This is a genomic window from Chryseobacterium sp. JJR-5R (assembly GCF_034047335.1).
In the GTDB taxonomy this organism is placed as follows: Bacteria; Bacteroidota; Bacteroidia; order Flavobacteriales; family Weeksellaceae; genus Chryseobacterium.
Genome location: NZ_CP139137.1, coordinates 614,730 through 637,123, shown reverse-complemented (window position 1 = coordinate 637,123; position 22,394 = coordinate 614,730). Strand labels below are relative to the sequence as shown.

The 22,394-nt window shown below is 42.7% G+C and carries 8 protein-coding genes, 2 tRNA genes and 3 rRNA genes; 2 read left to right on the top strand and 11 right to left on the bottom strand.

Going from position 1 to position 22,394, the window contains the following annotated elements; all coding sequences use genetic code 11:
* The first annotated feature begins 55 nt into the window (after window positions 1–55).
* Window positions 56–1,849: an excinuclease ABC subunit UvrC gene (uvrC, locus tag SD427_RS03000; RefSeq protein WP_320559823.1), complete on the top strand. Its 1,794-nt coding sequence runs from the start codon at window positions 56–58 to the stop codon at window positions 1,847–1,849.
* A gap of 54 nt (window positions 1,850–1,903) precedes the next feature.
* Here uvrC and SD427_RS02995 read toward each other — a convergent pair whose 3' ends face one another.
* Genes SD427_RS02995 through SD427_RS02985 form a run of 3 tightly spaced genes read right to left on the bottom strand, consistent with a single transcriptional unit; the run spans window position 1,904 to window position 4,644 of the window.
* On the bottom strand, window positions 1,904–2,656 hold the full coding sequence (locus tag SD427_RS02995) for a hypothetical protein (protein ID WP_320559822.1): 753 nt from the start codon (window positions 2,654–2,656) through the stop codon (window positions 1,904–1,906).
* Between the two features lie 14 nt (window positions 2,657–2,670).
* Window positions 2,671–3,753, bottom strand: a complete 1,083-nt coding sequence (locus SD427_RS02990; protein ID WP_414017701.1) for a PorV/PorQ family protein — start codon at window positions 3,751–3,753, stop codon at window positions 2,671–2,673.
* A gap of 12 nt (window positions 3,754–3,765) precedes the next feature.
* Window positions 3,766–4,644: a DMT family transporter gene (locus SD427_RS02985; protein ID WP_320559821.1), complete on the bottom strand. Its 879-nt coding sequence runs from the start codon at window positions 4,642–4,644 to the stop codon at window positions 3,766–3,768.
* Between the two features lie 376 nt (window positions 4,645–5,020).
* Here SD427_RS02985 and SD427_RS02980 point away from each other — a divergent pair, with 376 nt between their 5' ends.
* Window positions 5,021–6,649: an acyl-CoA carboxylase subunit beta gene (locus tag SD427_RS02980; RefSeq protein ID WP_320559820.1), complete on the top strand. Its 1,629-nt coding sequence runs from the start codon at window positions 5,021–5,023 to the stop codon at window positions 6,647–6,649.
* A 713-nt stretch (window positions 6,650–7,362) separates the two neighbouring features.
* Here the strand turns inward: SD427_RS02980 and rrf are convergent.
* From rrf to sprA, 8 genes are all read right to left on the bottom strand, one after another.
* A 5S ribosomal RNA gene (gene rrf / locus SD427_RS02975) occupies window positions 7,363–7,470 on the bottom strand.
* 160 nt (window positions 7,471–7,630) lie between these two features.
* Window positions 7,631–10,394, bottom strand: a 23S ribosomal RNA gene (locus tag SD427_RS02970).
* 207 nt (window positions 10,395–10,601) lie between these two features.
* A tRNA-Ala gene (locus SD427_RS02965) sits at window positions 10,602–10,675 on the bottom strand.
* Window positions 10,676–10,774: 99 nt separating this feature from the next.
* A tRNA-Ile gene (locus SD427_RS02960) sits at window positions 10,775–10,848 on the bottom strand.
* A gap of 226 nt (window positions 10,849–11,074) precedes the next feature.
* Window positions 11,075–12,591, bottom strand: a 16S ribosomal RNA gene (locus SD427_RS02955).
* Together the 16S, 23S and 5S rRNA genes with 2 tRNA genes alongside form the textbook arrangement of a ribosomal RNA operon.
* A 1,865-nt stretch (window positions 12,592–14,456) precedes the next feature.
* Window positions 14,457–14,783, bottom strand: coding sequence for a VanZ family protein (locus SD427_RS02950; RefSeq protein ID WP_320559819.1), 327 nt, complete (start codon window positions 14,781–14,783; stop codon window positions 14,457–14,459).
* 25 nt (window positions 14,784–14,808) lie between these two features.
* The gene (gene gcvH, locus SD427_RS02945; protein WP_027387050.1) at window positions 14,809–15,186 is read right to left on the bottom strand and encodes a glycine cleavage system protein GcvH; all 378 of its coding nucleotides are present in this window, start codon (window positions 15,184–15,186) and stop codon (window positions 14,809–14,811) included.
* Between the two features lie 110 nt (window positions 15,187–15,296).
* Window positions 15,297–22,340, bottom strand: a complete 7,044-nt coding sequence (gene sprA / locus SD427_RS02940) for a cell surface protein SprA (protein WP_320559818.1) — start codon at window positions 22,338–22,340, stop codon at window positions 15,297–15,299.
* Between the last annotated feature and the right edge of the window lie 54 nt (window positions 22,341–22,394).

Sequence of the window (22,394 nt, the reverse complement as noted above, 5' to 3'; positions counted from 1 at the left end):
GTGCACAGGGATTCTGTGGCTTTTTTCTTGCTTTTAAATTATGTAATTTTGTTATATGAATCCTTCTTTAGAATTACAGCTTAAAACTTTACCCTCTGAACCCGGCGTTTATCGTTATTATGATAAAAATGATCAGCTTCTGTATGTGGGAAAGGCAAAAAATCTGAAGAAAAGGGTGCTTTCCTATTTCAATAAAAACCTTCCCGGATACCGGACAAGAATTATGGTAGGAAAAATCCAGCGGCTGGAAACAACCATCGTTAACAGCGAGTATGATGCCCTTTTACTGGAAAACAACCTGATCAAAGAGCATCAGCCTTTCTACAATGTCATGCTGAAAGATGACAAAACATACCCGTGGATCTGCATTAAGAATGAAGAATTCCCCAGGATTTTCCTGACCAGAACCAAAATCCGGGACGGCTCTGAATATTACGGGCCATATGCGAAAGTACGCCCGGCAAAAATTTTACTGGATACCATCAAACATATTTATAAACTCAGGACCTGCAATCTTAATCTGGCACCTGCCAAAATAGAGGAAGGAAAATATAAAGTCTGCCTGGAATACCATATCAAAAACTGCAACGGGCCCTGCGAAGCCCTGGAAAGCAAAGCGGAGTATGATGAAAAGATTGACGCGATCCGCGGTATTATCAAAGGAGACTTCCGGAAAGCAAAAGAGTACCTGATTGATCGAATGACGGCCTATGCTTCCGGCCTCCGGTTTGAAGATGCCCAGATCATCAAAGAACGGCTTGATATCCTTGATGATTACCAATCCAGGAATACCGTAGTGAACCCGAATATCGATGATGTGGATGTTTTCGGGATGACAAGTGATGAAACGGCCGCCTATGTGAATTTCTTTAAAATCAGAAACGGAAATATCATACAGAGCTTTACCACTGAAATCAAGAAGATCCTTGAAGAAAGTGATGAGGATATTATGGAGGAAGCCCTGATTGAAATCCGGCAGAAATTTGATTCGGATTCAAAAGAAGTCCTGCTTCCCTTCCATCTGCCGATCGAAATCCCGAATGTGAAACTGATTGTTCCTAAAGTAGGCGACAAAAAACGGATTGTGGAGCTTTCTGAAAAAAATGCCAGGGAATACCGCCTGGAAAAATTGAAGCAGGTTCAGATCATTGATCCTGAGAGGCATACCACCCGGATCATGGCAGAAATGCAGAAACTGCTCAGGATGCCCGTTGAACCCAGGCATATTGAAGGCTTCGATAACTCGAATATCCAGGGAACCAACCCGGTTTCCGCCTGTGTGGTTTTTAAAGACGGAAAACCAAGCAAAGCCGACTACAGGATCTTTCATCCCAAAACGGTGGAAGGCCCGAATGACTTTGCCACCATGGAGGAAGTTATTTACCGCCGGTACAAAAGATTACTGGAAGAAGGGGACAGCCTGCCGCAGCTGATCCTGATTGACGGAGGAAAGGGACAGTTGTCTTCTGCCGTGAAAAGTTTACGCTTACTGGGACTGTATGGAAAGATTACGATTGTGGGGATTGCCAAAAGGCTGGAAGAAATCTTCTTTCCGGAAGATCCGATTCCCCTGTATCTGGATAAAAAATCCGAAACGCTGAAAATTTTACAGCGGGTAAGGGATGAAGCCCACCGCTTCGGGGTAAAGCATCACAGGACGCGTAGATCCAATTCAACGATAAAATCTGAACTGGAAGGCATTCCCGGTGTAGGCGACAAAACCATTGAAATGCTTTTGTCCAGGTTAAAATCGGTAAAAAGAGTTAAAGAATCCAGTCTTGAAACCCTGGAAGAAATTCTCGGGAAAAACAAAGCGAAGGTCGTTTATGATTTTTTTAATAATGCATAGAAAAAAGGTTGGAAAATTTCCAACCTTTTTCATTTTATTTAACTTATAGATAAATTATTTCTTCAAAAATATTTCCCGGGTATATTCCCCGTTGGCCTGCGGCATTTCTATCACAATATTCCCGTTTTCATAATATCCCATGGTAGCACTGCCGTTTTGCAGCTTTACCCTGAAAGTATCATTCTTTGTGGTCGCCTTAAATGTGGCAAAAGGAGATGAACTGTCAGCACCCACCAAAATAAACTGGCTGTTATCGATCTGTATTTTCTGGAAATCGGTTTTCCCGTTGCTGAATTTCACAGCTCCGGTATCCGCTGTGACTGTATTGGTTCCGGAAGGTATCTCTGATACTGTTGCTACGGGTTCCTGTACACGGACTGGCTGCTGTGCCTGCGCTACCGGACTGGCAGGTGAAATAGAAACATAGGTCTGTTTCAGGGCATCCTGATAGCCTTCTTTATAATCCTTGATATTTGATGCGCCTTTAACCGATGTAATCACCTTGTCATTACAGTCTTTAAACTGAACCAATACTTTATTGCGCAGAAAACCGCTGTCATTGATAATATCCGCTTCTGCAACACTGCATGGGTTATCTTTTGCCTCTGAAGGCCACTGCAGCTTATCTGCCGGAATAACGGTGTAATTCTTTCCTCTTAATGTTTTGGTCAGCAGCTCTGCTAAACCGAAATCTTCTTTAAATGTTGTAAATTTAGAAGGAAGTGAAATATATTTATAATCTGAAACCTTTTGCCCGAAAGCAGCCATTGAACAGGCCGTTGCTATAATAAGTGAAATCTTTTTCATTGAATGAAATTAATTTAATCGTTTCTGAATTGTCCCATATCCAGTTTCAGGGAAAAGAAATTGGAATAGAAGTTTGATCCACCGATCCCGGAATTGGTAATCGCATAATCCAGGGTAAGTCCCCTATACTTGATCCCGATCCCCGCACTTGGCTGGAAAGATACTTTTCTGCTGAGATCTTCAATATCGGTAATCGACTGGAAGCGATTTACCCCTAACCTTACAAAAATCATTTTCTGGTATCCCAGTTCAGCACCGGCATACGGCGTAATACTGGCAAAATCAGTTGAAAGAAGGGCCGCCGTTTTAGCAAAATCCACATTGATACCGGCTTCAGGTAAAACATAAACACTGCTGTTAATATCAAATATTTTGCTTACCCCCGCATTCAGCTTCGGCATGGTCAGTTCCATTTTATCTTTAGGCGCAGGGTTAAATTCTTCGCCGTTTACAACTGTGGAGAGTTCCTTCTGATTTACGCTCCAGAAATTCACTGTGGTGGTAGCATCTCTCAGCATCCCTCCTACTTTCCAGCCGTTATCCATCTTGTAGATCGCTCCTATATCAAAACCGAAACCGTATCCGTTCGCAAACTTCCCTACATTTCTGTAAACGATCTTAGCATTGATCCCCACGTCCAGTTTCGTGTTTCCGCCGGGATTAAATGCATAAGACAATATTGCCGCGTAGTCAGACTGGGAAAATCTGGTAATTTTATCATAATCGATATTTCCTTCCGTGTCGATCAGCTGGGTGGTATTTAAGATATTATCAACGCCCAGCCTGACCACGGAAACCCCGAAAACCCCTGTTTCCAGAACTTTTGCATAAGCCAGGTAGTCATACTTTGCAATCGATTCGAAATATTCGGCATGCATTGCCGCTCCCTGCCAGTCTCTTTCAACAGACATCAGCCCTGCCGGGTTCCACATCGGGGAATATACATCGTCCTGATTGGAGATTACAGCGCCTCCCATGGCCAGGCCCCTGGCGCCTGCCCCGATATTCAGGAATTCATTGGAGTATTTTCTGATGATCTGAGATTGTGACATCCCGAATGCAAGGGAAAATACGAGTAAAAGATATTTTTTCATCATATAGGTTGATGCTTAATTTAAAGTTTTTTGTTTCTTAGCTTTTATAAATCCGTTGACAATGATAGCCAGTATCATAACGCCTGAAGCACCGTAAAAAACCGGGCTCATATGTTCTGATTCCCCAAAGATAAAAAAAGCTAGTATAATTCCGTAAACCGGTTCTAAATTAACTGTTAAAATTAATGTGAAGGGTGAAATGTATTTCATCAGATTCACCGATTCCAGCATCGGGAAAGCTGTAAAAACACTGGCTAACACCACTATTAACGCAATATCACGGTAACTTATTTCATCCATATGAAAAATTTGCCCGCTGAACAGATAAATAACCGCCAAAATAAACCATCCGGAGAAGATTTCATAAAAAATAATGTTGCCTGAACTTGTTTTCCCAAACATCTTTCCGTTGAAAACAGAAAATATAGTCCCGAACACAGCACAAAGAACGCCATACATAATGCCTTCCTTAAACCTGAACTCCGTTTTAAAAATCAACAGGATGCATGCCACAATAACCACGCCCATGACCACTTCAGAAATATCGATTCTGCGCTTAAAAATAACAGGCTCCATAATCGCTGCAAACAGGGTGGACAGAGAAAGGCAGCTTAAGGCAATAGATACATTGGAAACTTTAATGGAATGAAAGAAACAGTACCAGTGAAAGGCCATTGAAAAACCGATTGCGGCGAGCTGAAAGAAAATCTTTTTTGAAACCTTAATGCTCTCTTTTTTGAAGATTCTGATATAGATGTACAGGAAGATGGCAGCAAAAAGCATCCTGTAAAATACCAGGATCTGAGCATTGGCCTGAATAAGCTTTCCCAGAATTGCCGTAAATCCCCATAAAAATACAATTAAATGCAACCTGAAAAGAGCCAATTTGTGCATATCTGCTTTCTTTTTAATTTTCTGCAAATTTACAAATCGCTTTCTACAAATCCTTTAAAATATGTACGGCAAAATTGTTATTTTTTAAAAAATATATTCCGGAAATATACGAAATAAAAAACCCTAAAAATTTATTCAACTTTCAGGGCCTTCAAATAATAAACTATTAAAAAAATAAACTAGGAACTTAGAGTATTCACAGAGGATATTATCCCTGTTACTCTGATGTAAATTTAAAAAAAATATCATACACTGAAAAACATATATATGTTAAATATTTCATAAATTTCTGAATACCAACAAATTAAACAATTGTTTTAATTCAATATAAATTCTTTGAAAAATAGTATCTTTAAGCGGAAAAAATTGAAATTTTATGGACATCGAATTCAACAAAAGGGAAGATCAGAACAGATTAAAGTTATCCGAAATAAACCGATTACTCTCTGAAATCAAGAAAGGCGGCGGCGAAAAAAGGCTTCAGAAGATTCGTGATGAAGGGAAAATGACGGCACGGGAAAGGATTGATTATCTTCTTGACAAGGGTTCTGATTCCATAGAAATCGGTGCATTTGCAGGTTTTGAAATGTATGAAGAGCATGGCGGATGTCCCGGCGGCGGCGTTGTGGTGGTTATCGGATATGTATCCGGCAAGCAATGTATTGTTGTAGCAAATGATGCTTCGGTAAAGGCAGGCGCATGGTTTCCGATCACCGGAAAGAAAAATTTAAGGGCCCAGGAAATTGCTATGGAAAACAGGCTTCCGATTATATATCTTGTTGATTCTGCAGGGGTTTATCTCCCGATGCAGGATGAAATTTTCCCGGATAAGGAACACTTCGGCAGAATTTTCAGGAATAATGCTAAAATGAGCTCTATGGGAATCATCCAGATTTCAGCGGTAATGGGCAGTTGTGTTGCCGGCGGTGCTTATCTCCCGATTATGAGTGATGAGGCGATGATTGTAGACAAAACAGGTTCCATATTCCTGGCCGGAAGCTATCTCGTAAAAGCCGCCATCGGAGAATCTATTGATAATGAAACACTCGGCGGTGCCACTACACACTGTTCTATTTCGGGCGTTACCGATTATAAGGCTAAAGATGACCAGGATGCTTTGAACAGAATTAAAAATATCATGAAATCTATCGGAAGTACTGAAAAAGCGGGCTTCGACAGGATTGAAAGTTTCCAGCCAAAATCAAAACCTGAGAATATTTTCGGAATTCTCCCGGCCTCAAGAACCGAACAGTATGATACGTATGAAATTATTAAATGTCTGGTTGATAATTCTGAATATGATGAATATAAACCTGATTACGGGAAAAGCATTATCTGTGCGACCGCAAGAATTGACGGCTGGTCTGTAGGAATTGTGGCCAACCAGAGGAAACTGGTTAAAAGCGGAAAAGGTGAAATGCAGTTCGGAGGGGTTATTTATTCAGACTCTGCCGATAAAGCAACGAGATTTATTGCCAACTGCAACCAAAGAAAGATTCCTTTGGTATTTTTACAGGACGTTACAGGCTTCATGGTGGGTTCTAAATCTGAGCATGGCGGAATTATTAAAGACGGAGCCAAAATGGTTAATGCCGTGTCTAATTCTGTTGTTCCTAAGTTTACGGTTATCACCGGAAATTCTTATGGAGCAGGAAATTACGCGATGTGCGGAAAAGCTTATGATCCGAGATTAATCGTAGCCTGGCCGTGGGCAGATCTTGCAGTGATGGGCGGTACGCAGGCTGCAAAAGTTCTGGCACAGATTCAGGAATCTACCTTAAAAAAACAGGGGAAAGAAATTTCTGCAGAAGAACGCCAAGAAATTTTGGATACGATCTCCAAAAGATATCAGAAACAAACGGAGGCGACCTATTCTGCAGCCCGTCTCTGGACAGATGCTATCATTAATCCGGTAGATACCAGAAAATGGATTTCCATGGGTATTGAGGCGGCTAATCATGCTCCGATTACAGAAAAATTTAATCTGGGCGTTATTCAGGTTTAATTGTTTTTAAACAGATATAAACAGATCAGTCTTACTGTAACGGTGAGACTGATTTTTTTTAAAGATATGCAAACAAATAAACTAAGCTACTATTTCTATTTAATTTTTAGATTATAATATGATCCATGCATTTCTAAAATAGATAGCATTGGTTTAGCTTGAAAATTGGATTGTTAGAGAATACAGAAAAGCACAATAAGATAAAACAGGAAATCCGGATAGCACAACTGCAGTGGATGTTTCATAGAAACCTTATTCATAAGTGTGATATATGAAGAAGTAAAAATACAAATTATACTATGTTTTATTATTCTGAATCAAATTATGAATAGTGTGATTGGTAAAGTCATTAGTTTAAATGATTATTGAGAGGACATATCTTTAGTATACTAAAATTCAACTCTTATAAAATGAGAATTATTCAGACAACAAAATCAGTTACTGCGATAGTCGATGTATCGGATCAATTGGTATGTATTGTTTTGGAAACATGACTGGTATGTTGTATTTAATAAAACGCTAATGTCCAGATAATATTTAGTGAGTATTTTTGTATGGGTATTGTATCCCCTGAACTTTGCTTTTAGAATTCCAGATCTTTAAGCATCAGGTATTTTTGCAGATGTGTGTATGTATATTTGATTTTGTAACTGTATATAAACAAAAAAAAACTCCTTCATCGGATGATGAAGGAGTTTTATAAAATAAAAAAAGACTGGCGGCGACCTACTCTCCCGCTTTCGCAGTACCATCGGCGCTGGTGGGCTTAACTTCTGTGTTCGGAATGGGAACAGGTGAGCCCCACCGCTAAAACCACCCTAAAGGTTGTATATAGCTGTAGGCAGTAGGCTATAAGCTTTAGGCTTACAGCGTAAAGCATACTGCTTTTTATCGGTAAATATCATCACAAAGGCAAAACCATTTTGGCACTTATAAGGCTTGGCTTATCGCATGAAGCTATAAGCTTACAGTATCCTGATAGGCAATAAATCTACGGGTAATTAGTACTACTCGGCTATGCTGTTACCAACTTTACACCTGTAGCCTATCAACGTGGTCATCTCCCACGACCCTTAAAAGATGTCTCATCTTGAGGCGAGTTTCACACTTATATGCTTTCAGTGTTTATCTCTTCCAAACGTAGCTACTCAGCGGTGCACCTGGCGGTACAACTGATACACCAGAGGTTTGTTCAATTCGGTCCTCTCGTACTAGAATCAAGCCCTCTCAAACATCTAACGCCCGCAATAGATAGAGACCGAACTGTCTCACGACGTTCTGAACCCAGCTCGCGTGCCACTTTAATGGGCGAACAGCCCAACCCTTGGGACCTTCTCCAGCCCCAGGATGTGACGAGCCGACATCGAGGTGCCGAACCTCCCCGTCGATGTGAGCTCTTGGGGGAGACTAGCCTGTTATCCCCGGAGTACCTTTTATCCTATGAGCGATGGCCCTTCCATACGGAACCACCGGATCACTATGTCCTGCTTTCGCACCTGATCGACTTGTAGGTCTCACAGTCAAGCACCCTTATGCCATTACACTCTACGCACGGTTACCAAGCGTGCTGAGGGTACCTTTGAAAGCCTCCGTTACTCTTTTGGAGGCGACCACCCCAGTCAAACTACCCACCACGCAATGTCCTTCCATACAGAAGTTAGGCTCCAAGTAAGTAAAGGGTGGTATTTCAACGTTGGCTCCACAGACACTAGCGTGCCCGCTTCATAGCCTCCCACCTATCCTACACATTACTTACTCAAAGTCAATACGAAGTTATAGTAAAGGTTCACAGGGTCTTTTCGTCCCATTGCGGGTAATCGGCATCTTCACCGATACTACAATTTCACCGAGCTCGTGGCTGAGACAGTGCCCAGATCGTTACACCATTCGTGCAGGTCGGAACTTACCCGACAAGGAATTTCGCTACCTTAGGACCGTTATAGTTACGGCCGCCGTTTACTGGGGCTTCAGTCAAACGCTTCGCATTGCTGCTAACGCCCTTCCTTAACCTTCCAGCACCGGGCAGGTGTCAGACCCTATACAGCATCTTTCGATTTAGCAGAGTCCTGTGTTTTTGATAAACAGTCGCCTGGGCCTCTTCACTGCGGCCAGCATTGCTGCTGGCGTCTCTTCTTCCGAAGTTACGAGACTATTTTGCCTAGTTCCTTAGCCACGACTCACTCGAGCACCTTAGGATTCTCTCCTCGACCACCTGTGTCGGTTTTGGTACGGGTTGCTTCACTTCGGCTTTTCTTGGAATCTATTTCCTTACAGCAGCTTCGCCCGAAGGCTAGGCCTTGACTATTCCGTCAGTCTCCAGTAAGTACGTAAATCCGTCCCCTTTTTAGTGTGAGCAAGTATGGGAGTATTAACCCATTGTCCATCCACTACCCCTTTCGGGTTCGCGTTAGGTCCCGACTAACCCTCAGCTGATTAGCATAGCTGAGGAAGCCTTAGTCTTTCGGTGAGGGGGTTTCTCGCCCCCTTTATCGTTACTTATGCCTACATTTTCTTTTCTGTCCGCTCCACAATACCTCACGGTACTGCTTCGGTGCAAACAGAATGCTCTCCTACCAGATATAATAAATTATAAATCCATAGCTTCGGTAATATGCTTATGCCCGATTATTATCCATGCCGGACCGCTCGACTAGTGAGCTGTTACGCACTCTTTAAATGAATGGCTGCTTCCAAGCCAACATCCTAGCTGTCAATGCAGTCCAACCGCGTTGCTTCAACTTAGCATATATTTGGGGACCTTAGCTGTTGGTCTGGGTTCTTTCCCTCTCGGACATGGACCTTAGCACCCATGCCCTCACTGCCGCAGAACATTTATTAGCATTCGGAGTTTGTCAGGAATTGGTAGGCGATGAAACCCCCGCATCCAATCAGTAGCTCTACCTCTAATAAACTTTATTGCGACGCTGCACCTAAATGCATTTCGGAGAGTACGAGCTATCTCCCAGTTTGATTGGCCTTTCACCCCTACCCACAGGTCATCCGAAGACTTTTCAACGTCAACCGGTTCGGTCCTCCACTCTGTGTTACCAGAGCTTCAACCTGCCCATGGGTAGATCACAAGGTTTCGCGTCTAATCCTACTAACTATGCGCCCTATTCAGACTCGCTTTCGCTCCGGCTCCGGACCTGAAGTCCTTAACCTCGCTAGTAAAATTAACTCGTAGGCTCATTATGCAAAAGGCACGCCGTCACCCAACTTGTGGGCTCCGACCGCTTGTAGGCGTACGGTTTCAGGTTCTATTTCACCCTTCTATTCGAAGTGCTTTTCACCTTTCCTTCACAGTACTTGTTCACTATCGGTCTTTCAGGAGTATTTAGCCTTGGAGGATGGTCCCCCCATATTCAGACAGGATTTCACGTGTCCCGCCCTACTCATTTATCACTCAAATATGCCTTTCATGTACGGGGCTATCACCCTCTACGGCTGTTCTTTCCAGAACATTCTATTAAACATATAAAAGCTTTTGGGCTAATCCGCGTTCGCTCGCCACTACTTACGGAATCTCTTCGATTTCTTTTCCTCCGGGTACTTAGATGTTTCAGTTCTCCGGGTTTGCTCTCTAAATAAATTTAGAGTGACTGGTCTTCAACCAGACGGGTTGCCCCATTCGGACATCTCGGGATCAATTCGTGTGTGCCGATCCCCCGAGCTTTTCGCAGCTTACCACGTCCTTCTTCGCCTCTGAAAGCCTAGGCATCCGCCATACGCCCTTAACGATTTCTTTCCTATTTTTTAGGTTACTCAAGCACTTATAAGTGCTCGGTTTTCTCTTTGTGATGTCTTTACCGTTAATGTCAATGATCTTTGTTCTTGTACTTAAGCAATCAAGTGAAGCATACTAATGACGGCTCCGTCATTATGTAGAATATACACTTTCTTTTATTACCCTCATACATCATACCCTATTACCTAAGTAATTAAGTACAATCCGTGGAGAATAAGGGAGTCGAACCCTTGACCTCCTGCGTGCAAGGCAGGCGCTCTAGCCAGCTGAGCTAATTCCCCCTCTAGTCAGACTTAAAAGACTCAAGATCCTAGAGACAAGACTTTCTAATTGACAGTCTTGGTTCATGGCTCTCTACTCTTCCCGTCTTTTGCAATTAGTAGTCTCGGGCAGGCTCGAACTGCCGACCTCTACATTATCAGTGTAGCGCTCTAACCAGCTGAGCTACGAGACTGTCTTTTAGACTAACAGATCCCAGATGCTAGATACAAGACTTTTACATTGGTCTTGGTTCTTGGCTCTCCGCTCCTGTATCTCTATCCCTATACTAATTCCTAGTGGGTTTGTATTGTATTTTATGTAAGATAGCAACCAATAAAAAAACTAAAGCTCTAACTTTAAGTAAGTACTTGGTACAGTTAAGTACCTAATTTTGTTTATACTCGCTTAACGAGTCTCTAAAATGAGATGTTCCAGCCGCACCTTCCGGTACGGCTACCTTGTTACGACTTAGCCCTAGTTACCTGTTTTACCCTAGGCAGCTCCTGTTACGGTCACCGACTTCAGGTACCCCAGACTTCCATGGCTTGACGGGCGGTGTGTACAAGGCCCGGGAACGTATTCACCGCGCCATGGCTGATGCGCGATTACTAGCGATTCCAGCTTCATAGAGTCGAGTTGCAGACTCCAATCCGAACTGAGACCGGCTTTCGAGATTCGCATCTTATCGCTAAGTAGCTGCCCTCTGTACCGGCCATTGTATTACGTGTGTGGCCCAAGGCGTAAGGGCCGTGATGATTTGACGTCATCCCCACCTTCCTCTCTACTTGCGTAGGCAGTCTTACTAGAGTCCTCAACTTAATGGTAGCAACTAGTAACAGGGGTTGCGCTCGTTGCAGGACTTAACCTAACACCTCACGGCACGAGCTGACGACAACCATGCAGCACCTTGAAAATTGCCCGAAGGACGGTCTATTTCTAAACCCATCAATTCCCATTTAAGCCTTGGTAAGGTTCCTCGCGTATCATCGAATTAAACCACATAATCCACCGCTTGTGCGGGCCCCCGTCAATTCCTTTGAGTTTCATTCTTGCGAACGTACTCCCCAGGTGGCTAACTTATCACTTTCGCTTAGTCTCTGAACCCAAAAGCCCAAAAACGAGTTAGCATCGTTTACGGCGTGGACTACCAGGGTATCTAATCCTGTTCGCTCCCCACGCTTTCGTCCATCAGCGTCAGTTAAGACATAGTGACCTGCCTTCGCAATTGGTGTTCTAAGTAATATCTATGCATTTCACCGCTACACTACTTATTCCAGCCACTTCTACCTTACTCAAGACCCGCAGTATCAATGGCAGTTTCACAGTTGAGCTGTGAGATTTCACCACTGACTTACGAGTCCGCCTACGGACCCTTTAAACCCAATAAATCCGGATAACGCTTGCACCCTCCGTATTACCGCGGCTGCTGGCACGGAGTTAGCCGGTGCTTATTCGTACAGTACCTTCAGCTACTCTCACGAGAGTAGGTTTATCCCTGTACAAAAGAAGTTTACAACCCATAGGGCCGTCGTCCTTCACGCGGGATGGCTGGATCAGGCGCTAACCCATTGTCCAATATTCCTCACTGCTGCCTCCCGTAGGAGTCTGGTCCGTGTCTCAGTACCAGTGTGGGGGATCACCCTCTCAGGCCCCCTAAAGATCATCGACTTGGTGAGCCGTTACCTCACCAACTATCTAATCTTGCGCGTGCCCATCTCTATCCACCTCAGTTTTCAATAAAAAACGATGCCGTCTCTTATATTATGGGGTATTAATCTTCCTTTCGAAAGGCTATCCCCCTGATAAAGGCAGGTTGCACACGTGTTCCGCACCCGTACGCCGCTCTCTCTGTCCCGAAAGACAAATACCGCTCGGCTTGCATGTGTTAGGCCTCCCGCTAGCGTTCATCCTGAGCCAGGATCAAACTCTCCATTGTATGTTTGTCTGACTCACTCAAAGTTATTTTACGCTTTAGTTTTTCCTTATTCTTGGTTGTATATCTGTTTTTCAATGATCTCTCTTCTTCCGCTCCCACGGCCACCCTTTTCTGTCGTTGGGCTTTGCCGTATTTGCGTGTGCAAAAGTAAAACTTTATTTCTAATCCGCCAAATGTTTTTAAGGAAAATTTTAAAGTTTTTTTCTCTAACCTTAACCCCTCTCAACATCCAACCCCTCTACTCCTGCGCTCCCGTTTTACCGGACTGCAAAGATACAAATCTTTTCCAACCATCCAAATTTTATTTATCTAAAATCCTAAAAAGTTTTTCCCGATCCGTATCCTACACAACTGCCTGAAGCAATCCTGTAAGGTAGATGATTAGTTATTTTATTCCGGCTTACCTAAAAGCCTCTTCTGCGCTGCTGATCTACTCTCGTTTTTCAGTGGGGCAAAGATAGAAACTCATCCCTTATCTTCCAAATATACGTAACATTATGTTCATCTTAAAACACAATTTGTGGGAAAGTAAATCCTTATCCAACTGACTGCATAACGTTTACAGACAATTCAGAGTTATCCACAAGATTCAAATACCATGGGTATGGGTTAAAAAACTTAAGGTCATATAAAGTGGTTTCGCCGGTAAATGGAGACCAAAAGGACCTGAAAACAGATTTTAAATCAGTGGCGAAGGTTATAAATCCTACCGGTTGCTGACAAAGATTCTGATTTTTTATAACACAGTTCTCATATAATATATAAGAAGAAGTAACGAAATAAGTAAATTATGCCGGGATGGGTTTATCAAAGTGATTCCTGACAATACAATGATTGTTGAACTGTGATTAGATTAACATTGACCGGTGTAGAAACGACTTTGTGTGATAAATCTGTGAGAAAAACCGTAATGGAAACTTTAATCAAACCTTACAGGTTTTCAAAACCTGCAAGGTTTGGTTTCCTATACTCCGGACGGTAGGTAATATTGAGCATACATTATATAAGAGTATATTATATATAAGAGTGTAATGTATAAAAGCATAATGTCAAACCACCCCGTCAAAAATCCTCTGGATTTTTGACACCCCTCCAAAGGAGGGGAATTTTTATGGCGGGAATAAGATATAAATGAAGAGGGCCCTGCGATGATTTACGATAATGCCTACAGGGAATTATGATATAACAATGTATAAAAACTGGTGATTGCCAAAAATGATTACCGGATGGAAATTAAATTAAATGGTGTAAAAATGCCCCGTATGATGAAATCCGTAATGGAAACTTTGAAGAAATCTTACAGGTTTTAAAAACCTGCAAGATTGGGTTGCACATACTCCGGACGGTAGGTAATATTTAGCGTACATTATATAAGAGTATATTATATATAAGAGTGCAATATATAGGAGCGCAATGTTTTAAACCACCCCGTCAAAAATCCTAAGGATTTTTGACACCCCTCCAAAGGAGGGGAATTTTTATACCGGGAATTATTGACCTGACTTATGAAAATTAAACTGGAATGATAACTCCTGATAACTAAGGATGATTCAATAATAATCCGGTAATAGCTAATGGTAATGGTAATGATGATGGTAATGGCAGATGAGAAGCGTGGTAATGAGAGATGAGAAATGGCGGTTAAGTAATAACGCATAGTAAGCGGATTTTATAAACTGCTCTTCTTGGGACGTCCCGAACCCCTAGCCCCGATAGAAACGGCTACCCCGCAACAGCAAACAGGTAAGCGAAGGAAATGCCGTGGCAAGAAAAGGCGTGAGGAGTAATAGTGGATAGCGGGATATAGCTCCTAAGAAGAATTGTGAGAAATGAAACAACAAGTGAAGAGGAATATTCTTTTATAATCAGAAGAAACGCTTGATCAGCATCTTATATATACCATACCCGATCAGGCAGCCGATGGTATCTGCAACGACATCCAAGGTTTCCATAGATCTTCCCAACCCCATTTTTTCCTGAAGGATTTCGGTAACGAATGCATAGATCAGGATGATCTGAAAAAAGTAGAAAAACCTTATCCGGGGAAGGGCAGCCATGAAACAAAATCCCAGCATGGCAAATATGCTCACGTGCAAAACCTTATCAATTCCACTGAACATAAACCAGTATTCATGGTTTTCTTCTCCGGGCCTGAGAAGCATATAAGTAAGAAATGCCCAGTAAACGGGCAAAATCTTACTAAATAGGTTTGAAATCTTATCCAATGATTTCCTGGTATTCTTCTGCAGAAAGCAATTCTGAATGATCTGCACCTTCAGCAACTTCTAATTTGATGATCCATCCGTTTCCATAAGGATCTGTATTCAATAATTCAGGCTGGTCTTCCAAATCTGAATTGAATTCGATTACTTTTCCTGCAATAGGCAAGAACAGATCTGAAACTGTCTTTACAGCTTCCACACTTCCGAAAACGGCACCTCCTTCCAATTCATCATCTACAGTATCTATATCTACATAAACGATATCTCCCAGCTCGCCCTGCGCAAAGTCTGTAATACCGATGGTAGCCACGTTACCTTCGATCTTGATCCATTCGTGATCTTTCGTGTACTTTAATTCTGATGGTGTGTTCATTTTTAAATTTTATTTTGTACAAATGTATTCAAAATTCTATAAGGTTCAAATATCGGATATAAAAAATGTCCTCCAAAACTGAAGGACATCTCTATTTATTTTTGTTCTTATTAAAAACCTCCTGAATCCCCGAAGGTAAACGTTGCAGAAATCCCTGCTCTTACCGTTGACAGCGGGAAGGCGGTTGAGATTTTATATTTGGAAGTCATCTGCTCGTAGAATACCCTAAGGTTTAGGTTTTCGGAAACATTGTAGTCTGCAGAAACCTTGATGTTCATCAGCCTCTGGCCTCCTGTCACCTGGGAGTCATCCAGCAAAATATTGGTGATGCTTGTTCTGCTGTCTCTCAGTGAAAAGTCGCCCCTGATATTCAGGTCGGTACCTTTGCCTTTTCCTCTTCCTCTCACATTGGTCATTCCCAGTCTGAAATTCCTGATGATGTATCCTACCCTTACTACATATTCACTGTTTGAATCTTCCGTTAACGTATGGTTCACCAATCCTAATAACAATGTCCTCAACCGGTTGTACTGAATACCCAGCTGGATATTGTTCCTCATGGTCATGTCAACACCGATCAGCGGCGAGAAGTTCTCAACATAGCCTACCTGAGCGAAAGTAAACGGATTGATGTAGTCGTCATTAATGTCTCTTCCTGAGCTCGTAAGTGAATTCAGCCTGTTGAAATAATCGATGCTTGACTGAATTCCCGTTGCCGTATAGGTTGCCTGATAAGCGTGCAGGATATCAAATTTCGAGAACTGCCCGTTAATAATTGGGACATTCCTCAACCCTGAATAGGTAATCCTCCAGTTCGGAATCGGAAGCCCTGCTTTCTTAGGGTTATCCATCATTTTCACGGTCTTTCCTTCCACTGCTGCACGGAATGCCGGAATTAAAATATAGGCATTTGAAATTCCGTACCCGTCTTTAAACCCGTCCGGCTGAAGCGCTCCCGGCATCTGCTGGGATAAGGTTCTGGCATTTTCCCTGATGGCCTGATAAATGGCCGTACCATCCTGAAATGCCGTTTTCAGGAGTACTACAGAATTGGTATAGGTGACCAGGTCATTGGCAAAAGTATAATCCGGATTCGAGAGACCGGTAAGCGGGTCCCGGTAATTAAACCCGGTATGGGTAAAGTTCCGGTTGTAATTATGTATTGCGCTGAGATCAATCCTCAGATCATTCATCGGCATCACCTGCAAATTGGCCCGCAATTCCCTGGTCGACATCCGGATGTAAGGATCTGTCATAAAATCTGAATCACTCACCCAGCCATTTTCTATCACTAATCTTCTGATATCTGCCTGCGACCCTAATAAGAATCCTGCTGTAGGGCCTCCCAGCGTCTGTCCGTAACCATACCAGTTCGGAGCTGATAAGAGTCCCGGAAGTACGGTCCCGTTATTTTCAGAGTAATTAATGTCCAGCTGCTTGAATGAAGTCAGCAGATAGGCCATGCTCTGAAGCGGGGTCAGCCTGTTTTTAAATTTATACTTTTTATAAGCGTACCTATTTTTCTCCCAGGCCTGGGTGTAGGCATTGTTCAGTGAATCGACTTCCTGTTTACGCTTCTGCAGTTTGGCAGAAAGGTTCTTGAAATACCCGAACTGGCCGAAGAATTTCGTGAAGTCTGCTGATCCCGTTACCTGAATCACATTGGTATTCTGACCGATTGACCCTAAACTTCCGTCCGGACCTGCCAGCAAAACCGTGGACCTTGCATTCCAGTTATAAGTAAATCCGTATCCTACTTCTGCATCAATGAAATCCAGATACGGAAGATACTGGAACGGCAGCTTATAATTCAGCTGTACCCTGTGGTTATACAATACCGGCCTTCCGGCTCTGAATACATTTCCGAAAATGGAAGTGTTATCCATGGTATTGACATCCATATTATCATTCAGGGTTCTTGTGGCAGAATTGATTTCAAGCTTTAAGGATTTTGTAAAGTTGAATCCTAAGCCATACTGCCATCCGAAATAGAAATTCCTGTTCTTAAGCGCACCGAAGTCGTTTGCATAATTCCCGCTTAAGATGGCATCAATATTCCTGAATTCAAGTTCATTATAATTCCTGTCCACTTCCGTCCTGAAAGAGAATCTTGTAGGAACCGGATTAAAGTTGAACTCTTTTACCCATCTCAGGTATTTGGTAGACTTCGCGGTATCGCTGATCATTTTATTAAACGGACGGATTACCCACGGCTTGAATGTATAGTTGTAATCCACATAGCCTCTCAGGTATTGCCTGTAATTTCTCTTGGTATAAATATCCCTGTAGAAGTCATCATTGTACACTGCTGTTACGGAAAGATTTTCCACATCATAGAATTTCGGTTTTCTATTCTGGTTCATTCTTTCTTTATGCATATTTACCACACCGATACTTCTCTGCTGGGTATAGGTTCTTGCTACTTTTTTCAGCTCTTCTTTATTCGCGGCTTTATTAAACTCAACATCGGTATCCAGAGGATTGTACTTCGGATCTTCGATGGTCTGGGAATATGAGTAGTTCAAAGGGATCTTAATACCCGTTTTTTCAGGTAATAATTTATCTACATTCACTGCCGTGTTGATGCTGAATGCGGATTGGGTAGACTGGGTTCGTTCTGCCGGTTTGGAATCGATGTTTCCGAAACCTACAGAAGTATAGGATGCACTGGTATTTACCGTGGCAAAATCCCCAAGGTTAAAATTTAAGCTTGCATTTCCTGCATACCCTCCGTCATTCTCAATTTCAGAAAGACGGATTTCGTTGACCCAAAGAATTCTGTCGATAGCAGCATCAGTCCGGTCTCCTCCATTTCTAATACCTAAAACAATAGTGGTAATATTTCCTAAACTTGGACGACCTTTGATATAAATACTTTTAAAGGTATTTCCCGGATCAAAAACATTATCTTTTGTCCTTGTAACAATACTGTTAGGATTATTTTTATCTCTTCTAATTTTTGCATCTACGAAGTCCTGAATGTTCAGGTCCACATCATTTTCCATCGGCCAGATTTCCATCGGTGCCGTTGCTGTTGCAGGCGTAATTTTTAAAGAAGCTTCATACTCATAATAATTATCAGTTGCATCATTACCTAAACGGATAAAAAATTTAGTTCTCTCATCAATCTGGCCAATACTTATATCACTACTTCTAGGATCAGGATGATGAGCGTGTACAAAAAGCTTTAATTTCTTATATCTTCTCATATCCAGTGAAGTATTTTTAAACACGCCTCTCGCTTCAGCACGCAATTGTGTCGCTTTCATATACAAAGAAGATTCATTCTGCCGTTGTGCACCCGCATTTCCACTTAAAATCTGTCTGTCAATTCCCGGAGGCAGTACGTAAGGAGGCTGGTTCAAAGCATTTTCCTCTATATTGACACTTCCTACTTCAAAATTATCATTAAGAGTTACTGCTCCTGTCGTACCTTCTTCAGGAGATGTTACTGTTTTACTAAAGATTTTATTCGGATACTTTCTCCAATCCGATCTTACCAGATCCATCGTCCCGAATCTTAAAGTTGATGTCTGATCGAAACCTTTTAAGAGTAATCTTGCAAACCGTACATTATTTAAAACCGAAGGATCAGCGTCCCCTGCAGTAGTCACATACTTTGACACCGGAATTCTGAACAAATACCATTTTACCTGCGAAGTCTGCCCATTCTGGAAGGTTGCCTGAACGGTCTTAATATCAACAATATTATTATCAGAACCTAAAGTTAAGCTTCCCGGCGCCAGATCCACTTCATACTGGTTATAGCTTTCACTCTGGTCCAGGTTGTAATCCTTATTGATGTCTTCTGCATCCGGAGTCTGGGAAGCCACTTCCAGAGAGTTGCTCTGTGAGTTGCCTTCAGGCCCCCTGAAATATTTATATCTCTGGATAACGGACGAAGCCTGGTTTCCTGTAAACCGGTCAGACATGTAGAATACGAAATCATCCACCGCAGGGTCAACCAGATTGGTTACCGGGTTGATGAATGTATTTCCGAACAGCGCTGCTTCCTGGTCTGAACTTAATCCGTCATATCCTAAATCCTGTGCGGTCCTGTCTGCTCCTTCGCTGGAGAATGCATACAAAATCGGCGGCTGCTTAGGCTGGGTTCCCCAGTTTGAGCTTGTGGTTGTGGCAGGAGCCGAAGCTGTAGGCAATCCGTTTTCATATTGCATCTGCCCGTCTTTCAGAACATCCTCGGATACGTTACCTAACTGTAATAAAAGTTTTGGTGCTGCACCCAGCGTGTTTCCGTCGGCATAAGGATCCATCATCCAGAATTCCACATATTCAATATTTGAATTTACAAAATTGGAAACCGAGATCGGCCTCATGATACCAGACCATCGCTGCGCCGTACTTTCTGTGGCAGGATTGGAGTTATAAGGCCCTTTTTCCGTAGGATAATAGGAAATATCAAAAGTATTCGTAAATGTCTGTTCACCCGCAACAAAATCCCGGTTGTTGAAAATTTCAGAGAACTGAACCCTTCTTGAGGCGTGGTTGGAAACCGACTGCGGCGTAATGCCGGCAGGGGCCCTTCCTCCTACTCCCCAGAATCTCGGGTCAATATTATACCATGACAATAAACCTCTTCCGTAGCCTTCTGTTATGTCATTATTTTTACCGGCTCCTGCAAAAATGGGATCCGACTGGTTTTTTTCAGGTTTTGAGGCGAGGCTCCAGGCCGTCGGTTCCTTTAAGGTAATTTTTGAAGTGGTCTGTTCGAAATCATCAATATATGACTGGTCATTGATCCCTTTATTCAGTCCCGGAAGCAGATAAGCAGCTTCCATCTTAAAGTTCAGATTGGAGGGCGCTTCTGTGTTTACCAGCGGAATTTTATCCGTTAATCGGGTCAGGAACGGAAGCTGGTTGTTGTACATCAGATTGATGCCGGCCATGGTGTTGTTCACGGCTTCCTGTCCGTAATTTACTTTCTGGGTCAGCGGTGACTCAGAATAATTAACAACCGTTCCGCCTAAAATAAAGTTTTCATTAAACCTTCTTTCCAGATTCACTCCTAAGAACCGTTTTCTCTGGGTATTGAATGTCAGCTGGTTTTCCAGTGAAATATTGATGGCCTGACCGGATTGTTTTACTTGTTCATTAATAATCGTGACAGTTCCCAGCATATAATCCACAGTATAGTCAATTCCCTCAGTCAGCTGTACACCATTTGCGGAAACTTTTACGGAACCCTGCGGAACATTAACGGCTCCTAATGAGATTCCCTGCCCCTGCGTTCCTTTGTAACGCCCTTCAATGGTATACCGCTGTGCCAGGTTACTCGAGGTAGCCACCTGTTTCTGCTGATTATAAAGGTCTGAAAATACATATTGAGGGTCATTGCCTCCGATTACATTCTGAATATAGCTTCCGAAAGGCTGAACTTTGGTGAAGATTACCTTCCCGGTTTCCGGCCTGACGGTAATCCCATTGACAAAGTCGAAAATACCGTCTCCGGTAGTTCCTCCGTTGCTTTGTAAGTCGCCGTTCGCATTCAGCCTGTCCCAGTTTAGTAGTTTGATTAAAGGCTGGCTCCGGATCTGCTCGTTATTGTTAACCGGAAGATAGTTTACCTTACCTCCGGACTGCGGATCCCTGTATAAAACGTTCAGGATAAATCCATCCTGGTTTACCTGTCCGGCATCCAGGGAATAGATGTTTTTCATCATCAGGTTCCACATCGGCGAAGAGGTCTTCACAGTCGTATTCGGTTTTAAAAGCTTAGTCACCAAAACCGTACTTTCTTCGGAGAATTCCCCTACTTTATACACCTGGTTGCTTCCGTTTACCGTATACGAAAATGAAACCCCTAAAAGCTGGTTATCATTCAGTCTCTGGTTTAATGAAATATACCCTAACTGCGGCTGTACAATATATTCGTTCTGATTTAATCTTCTCGCTTTTTTATTAAAAATAAAATGCTCTCCGTCTGCATAAGGTTCTGTAGCTCCGGAAGCAACCGGAAGATTAGCACCTTTAATGGTATTATAGGCTGTACTTGCATCTCTCAGTCCCGGTAAACCGCTTACTGCGGAATACAGATTTAAACCCGGCTGGTCATTATTCGGGAGAACACCCGGGGCATCCCCCAGATCCCTGATCCCGACAATACTTTTCTGATACTGCAGGTTACTGTTCCCTTGGTCCAGCACCCAGACTTCCATTCTGGTGATGCTTATTTTTGAGTTGATCTGAGGGTAGTTCAGTAAGGAATTATCATAATTATCCAGGAAATAATGCCCTATAAAGTAGTGCTGGTTATCTTCATAATCGATGGCATTCAGCTTGAAATTATTCATAACGCCGCCGCCCTGAACCGTGATATTCCTTGCCTCTCCCTGCTGTTGTGACAATACCACCGTTCCGTATGTTTTTCCCATCTGGAATTCGGTTTTAACCCCGAATAACGACTGTGAACCGCGTATCAAACTGGTTGACAGCGGCATATTAACATTACCGAATTCTACTCTTTTGATGATTTTATCTTCTCCTCCGGCACTTGGCTTATCCACATCCTGGAGCCCTTTCTGCTGAAGGTCTTTCCAGCTTCCTTTAGCCTGCCAGACCAGGTTCATCCTGTTCTCAAAGGCAAAACCGCTTTGGGTATCGTAATTCGCTTTTAACTGAAGGTTTTCCCCTACTTTACCCAACAAACCTAACTGGATCCTCTGGTCGATGTCGAAGGTAAAGCTGGTTCTGTTCTGTGGGAGAATCAGCGGGTTGTCTATTTTCTGGTATAATCCGCCAAAGTCGAAAGAAGCGTATCCTGAAGGAATAATTTCAATTTTATTGCTCCCGAAAATGGTTTCAAAAAGCCTGTTGTTGATCTGTAAGGAAGGGATCAGCCCTTTTCTTGCGGCATCAGTCTTGTCTTTCCTGAACATCAGGCTGTACCGGTCTGATTTTTCTTTATAATAGGCACGGGTCTGTTCCGCCATCATAAATTCCTTATAATCTTCAGGAGACATGGCAGTGGGTGGCCCGGTTATTGTATTTCCTACTTTAGGATATACGAAATACATCCCTGTTGTTATATCATAGTAGGCCTCGTACTGTGTAGGATCAGCCAGCTGATAGTCTTTTTTTATGATCGCTGTGTCACGTACCGGCGGTCTCTGCTGTGCAAAAGTCATCACTGACATGCATAAGAACGACAGGAAAAAAAATATGTTGAGATACTTGCTATTTGCCACCAA

Coding starts and splice junctions, on each gene's coding strand:
- uvrC (WP_320559823.1), top strand. CDS start 56: ATGAATCCTTCTTTAGAATTACAGCTTAAAACTTTACCCTCTGAACCC.
- SD427_RS02995 (WP_320559822.1), bottom strand. CDS start 2,656: ATGAAAAAGATTTCACTTATTATAGCAACGGCCTGTTCAATGGCTGCT.
- SD427_RS02990 (WP_414017701.1), bottom strand. CDS start 3,753: ATGATGAAAAAATATCTTTTACTCGTATTTTCCCTTGCATTCGGGATG.
- SD427_RS02985 (WP_320559821.1), bottom strand. CDS start 4,644: ATGCACAAATTGGCTCTTTTCAGGTTGCATTTAATTGTATTTTTATGG.
- SD427_RS02980 (WP_320559820.1), top strand. CDS start 5,021: ATGGACATCGAATTCAACAAAAGGGAAGATCAGAACAGATTAAAGTTA.
- gcvH (WP_027387050.1), bottom strand. CDS start 15,186: ATGAACACACCATCAGAATTAAAGTACACGAAAGATCACGAATGGATC.
- sprA (WP_320559818.1), bottom strand. CDS start 22,340: ATGTCAGTGATGACTTTTGCACAGCAGAGACCGCCGGTACGTGACACA.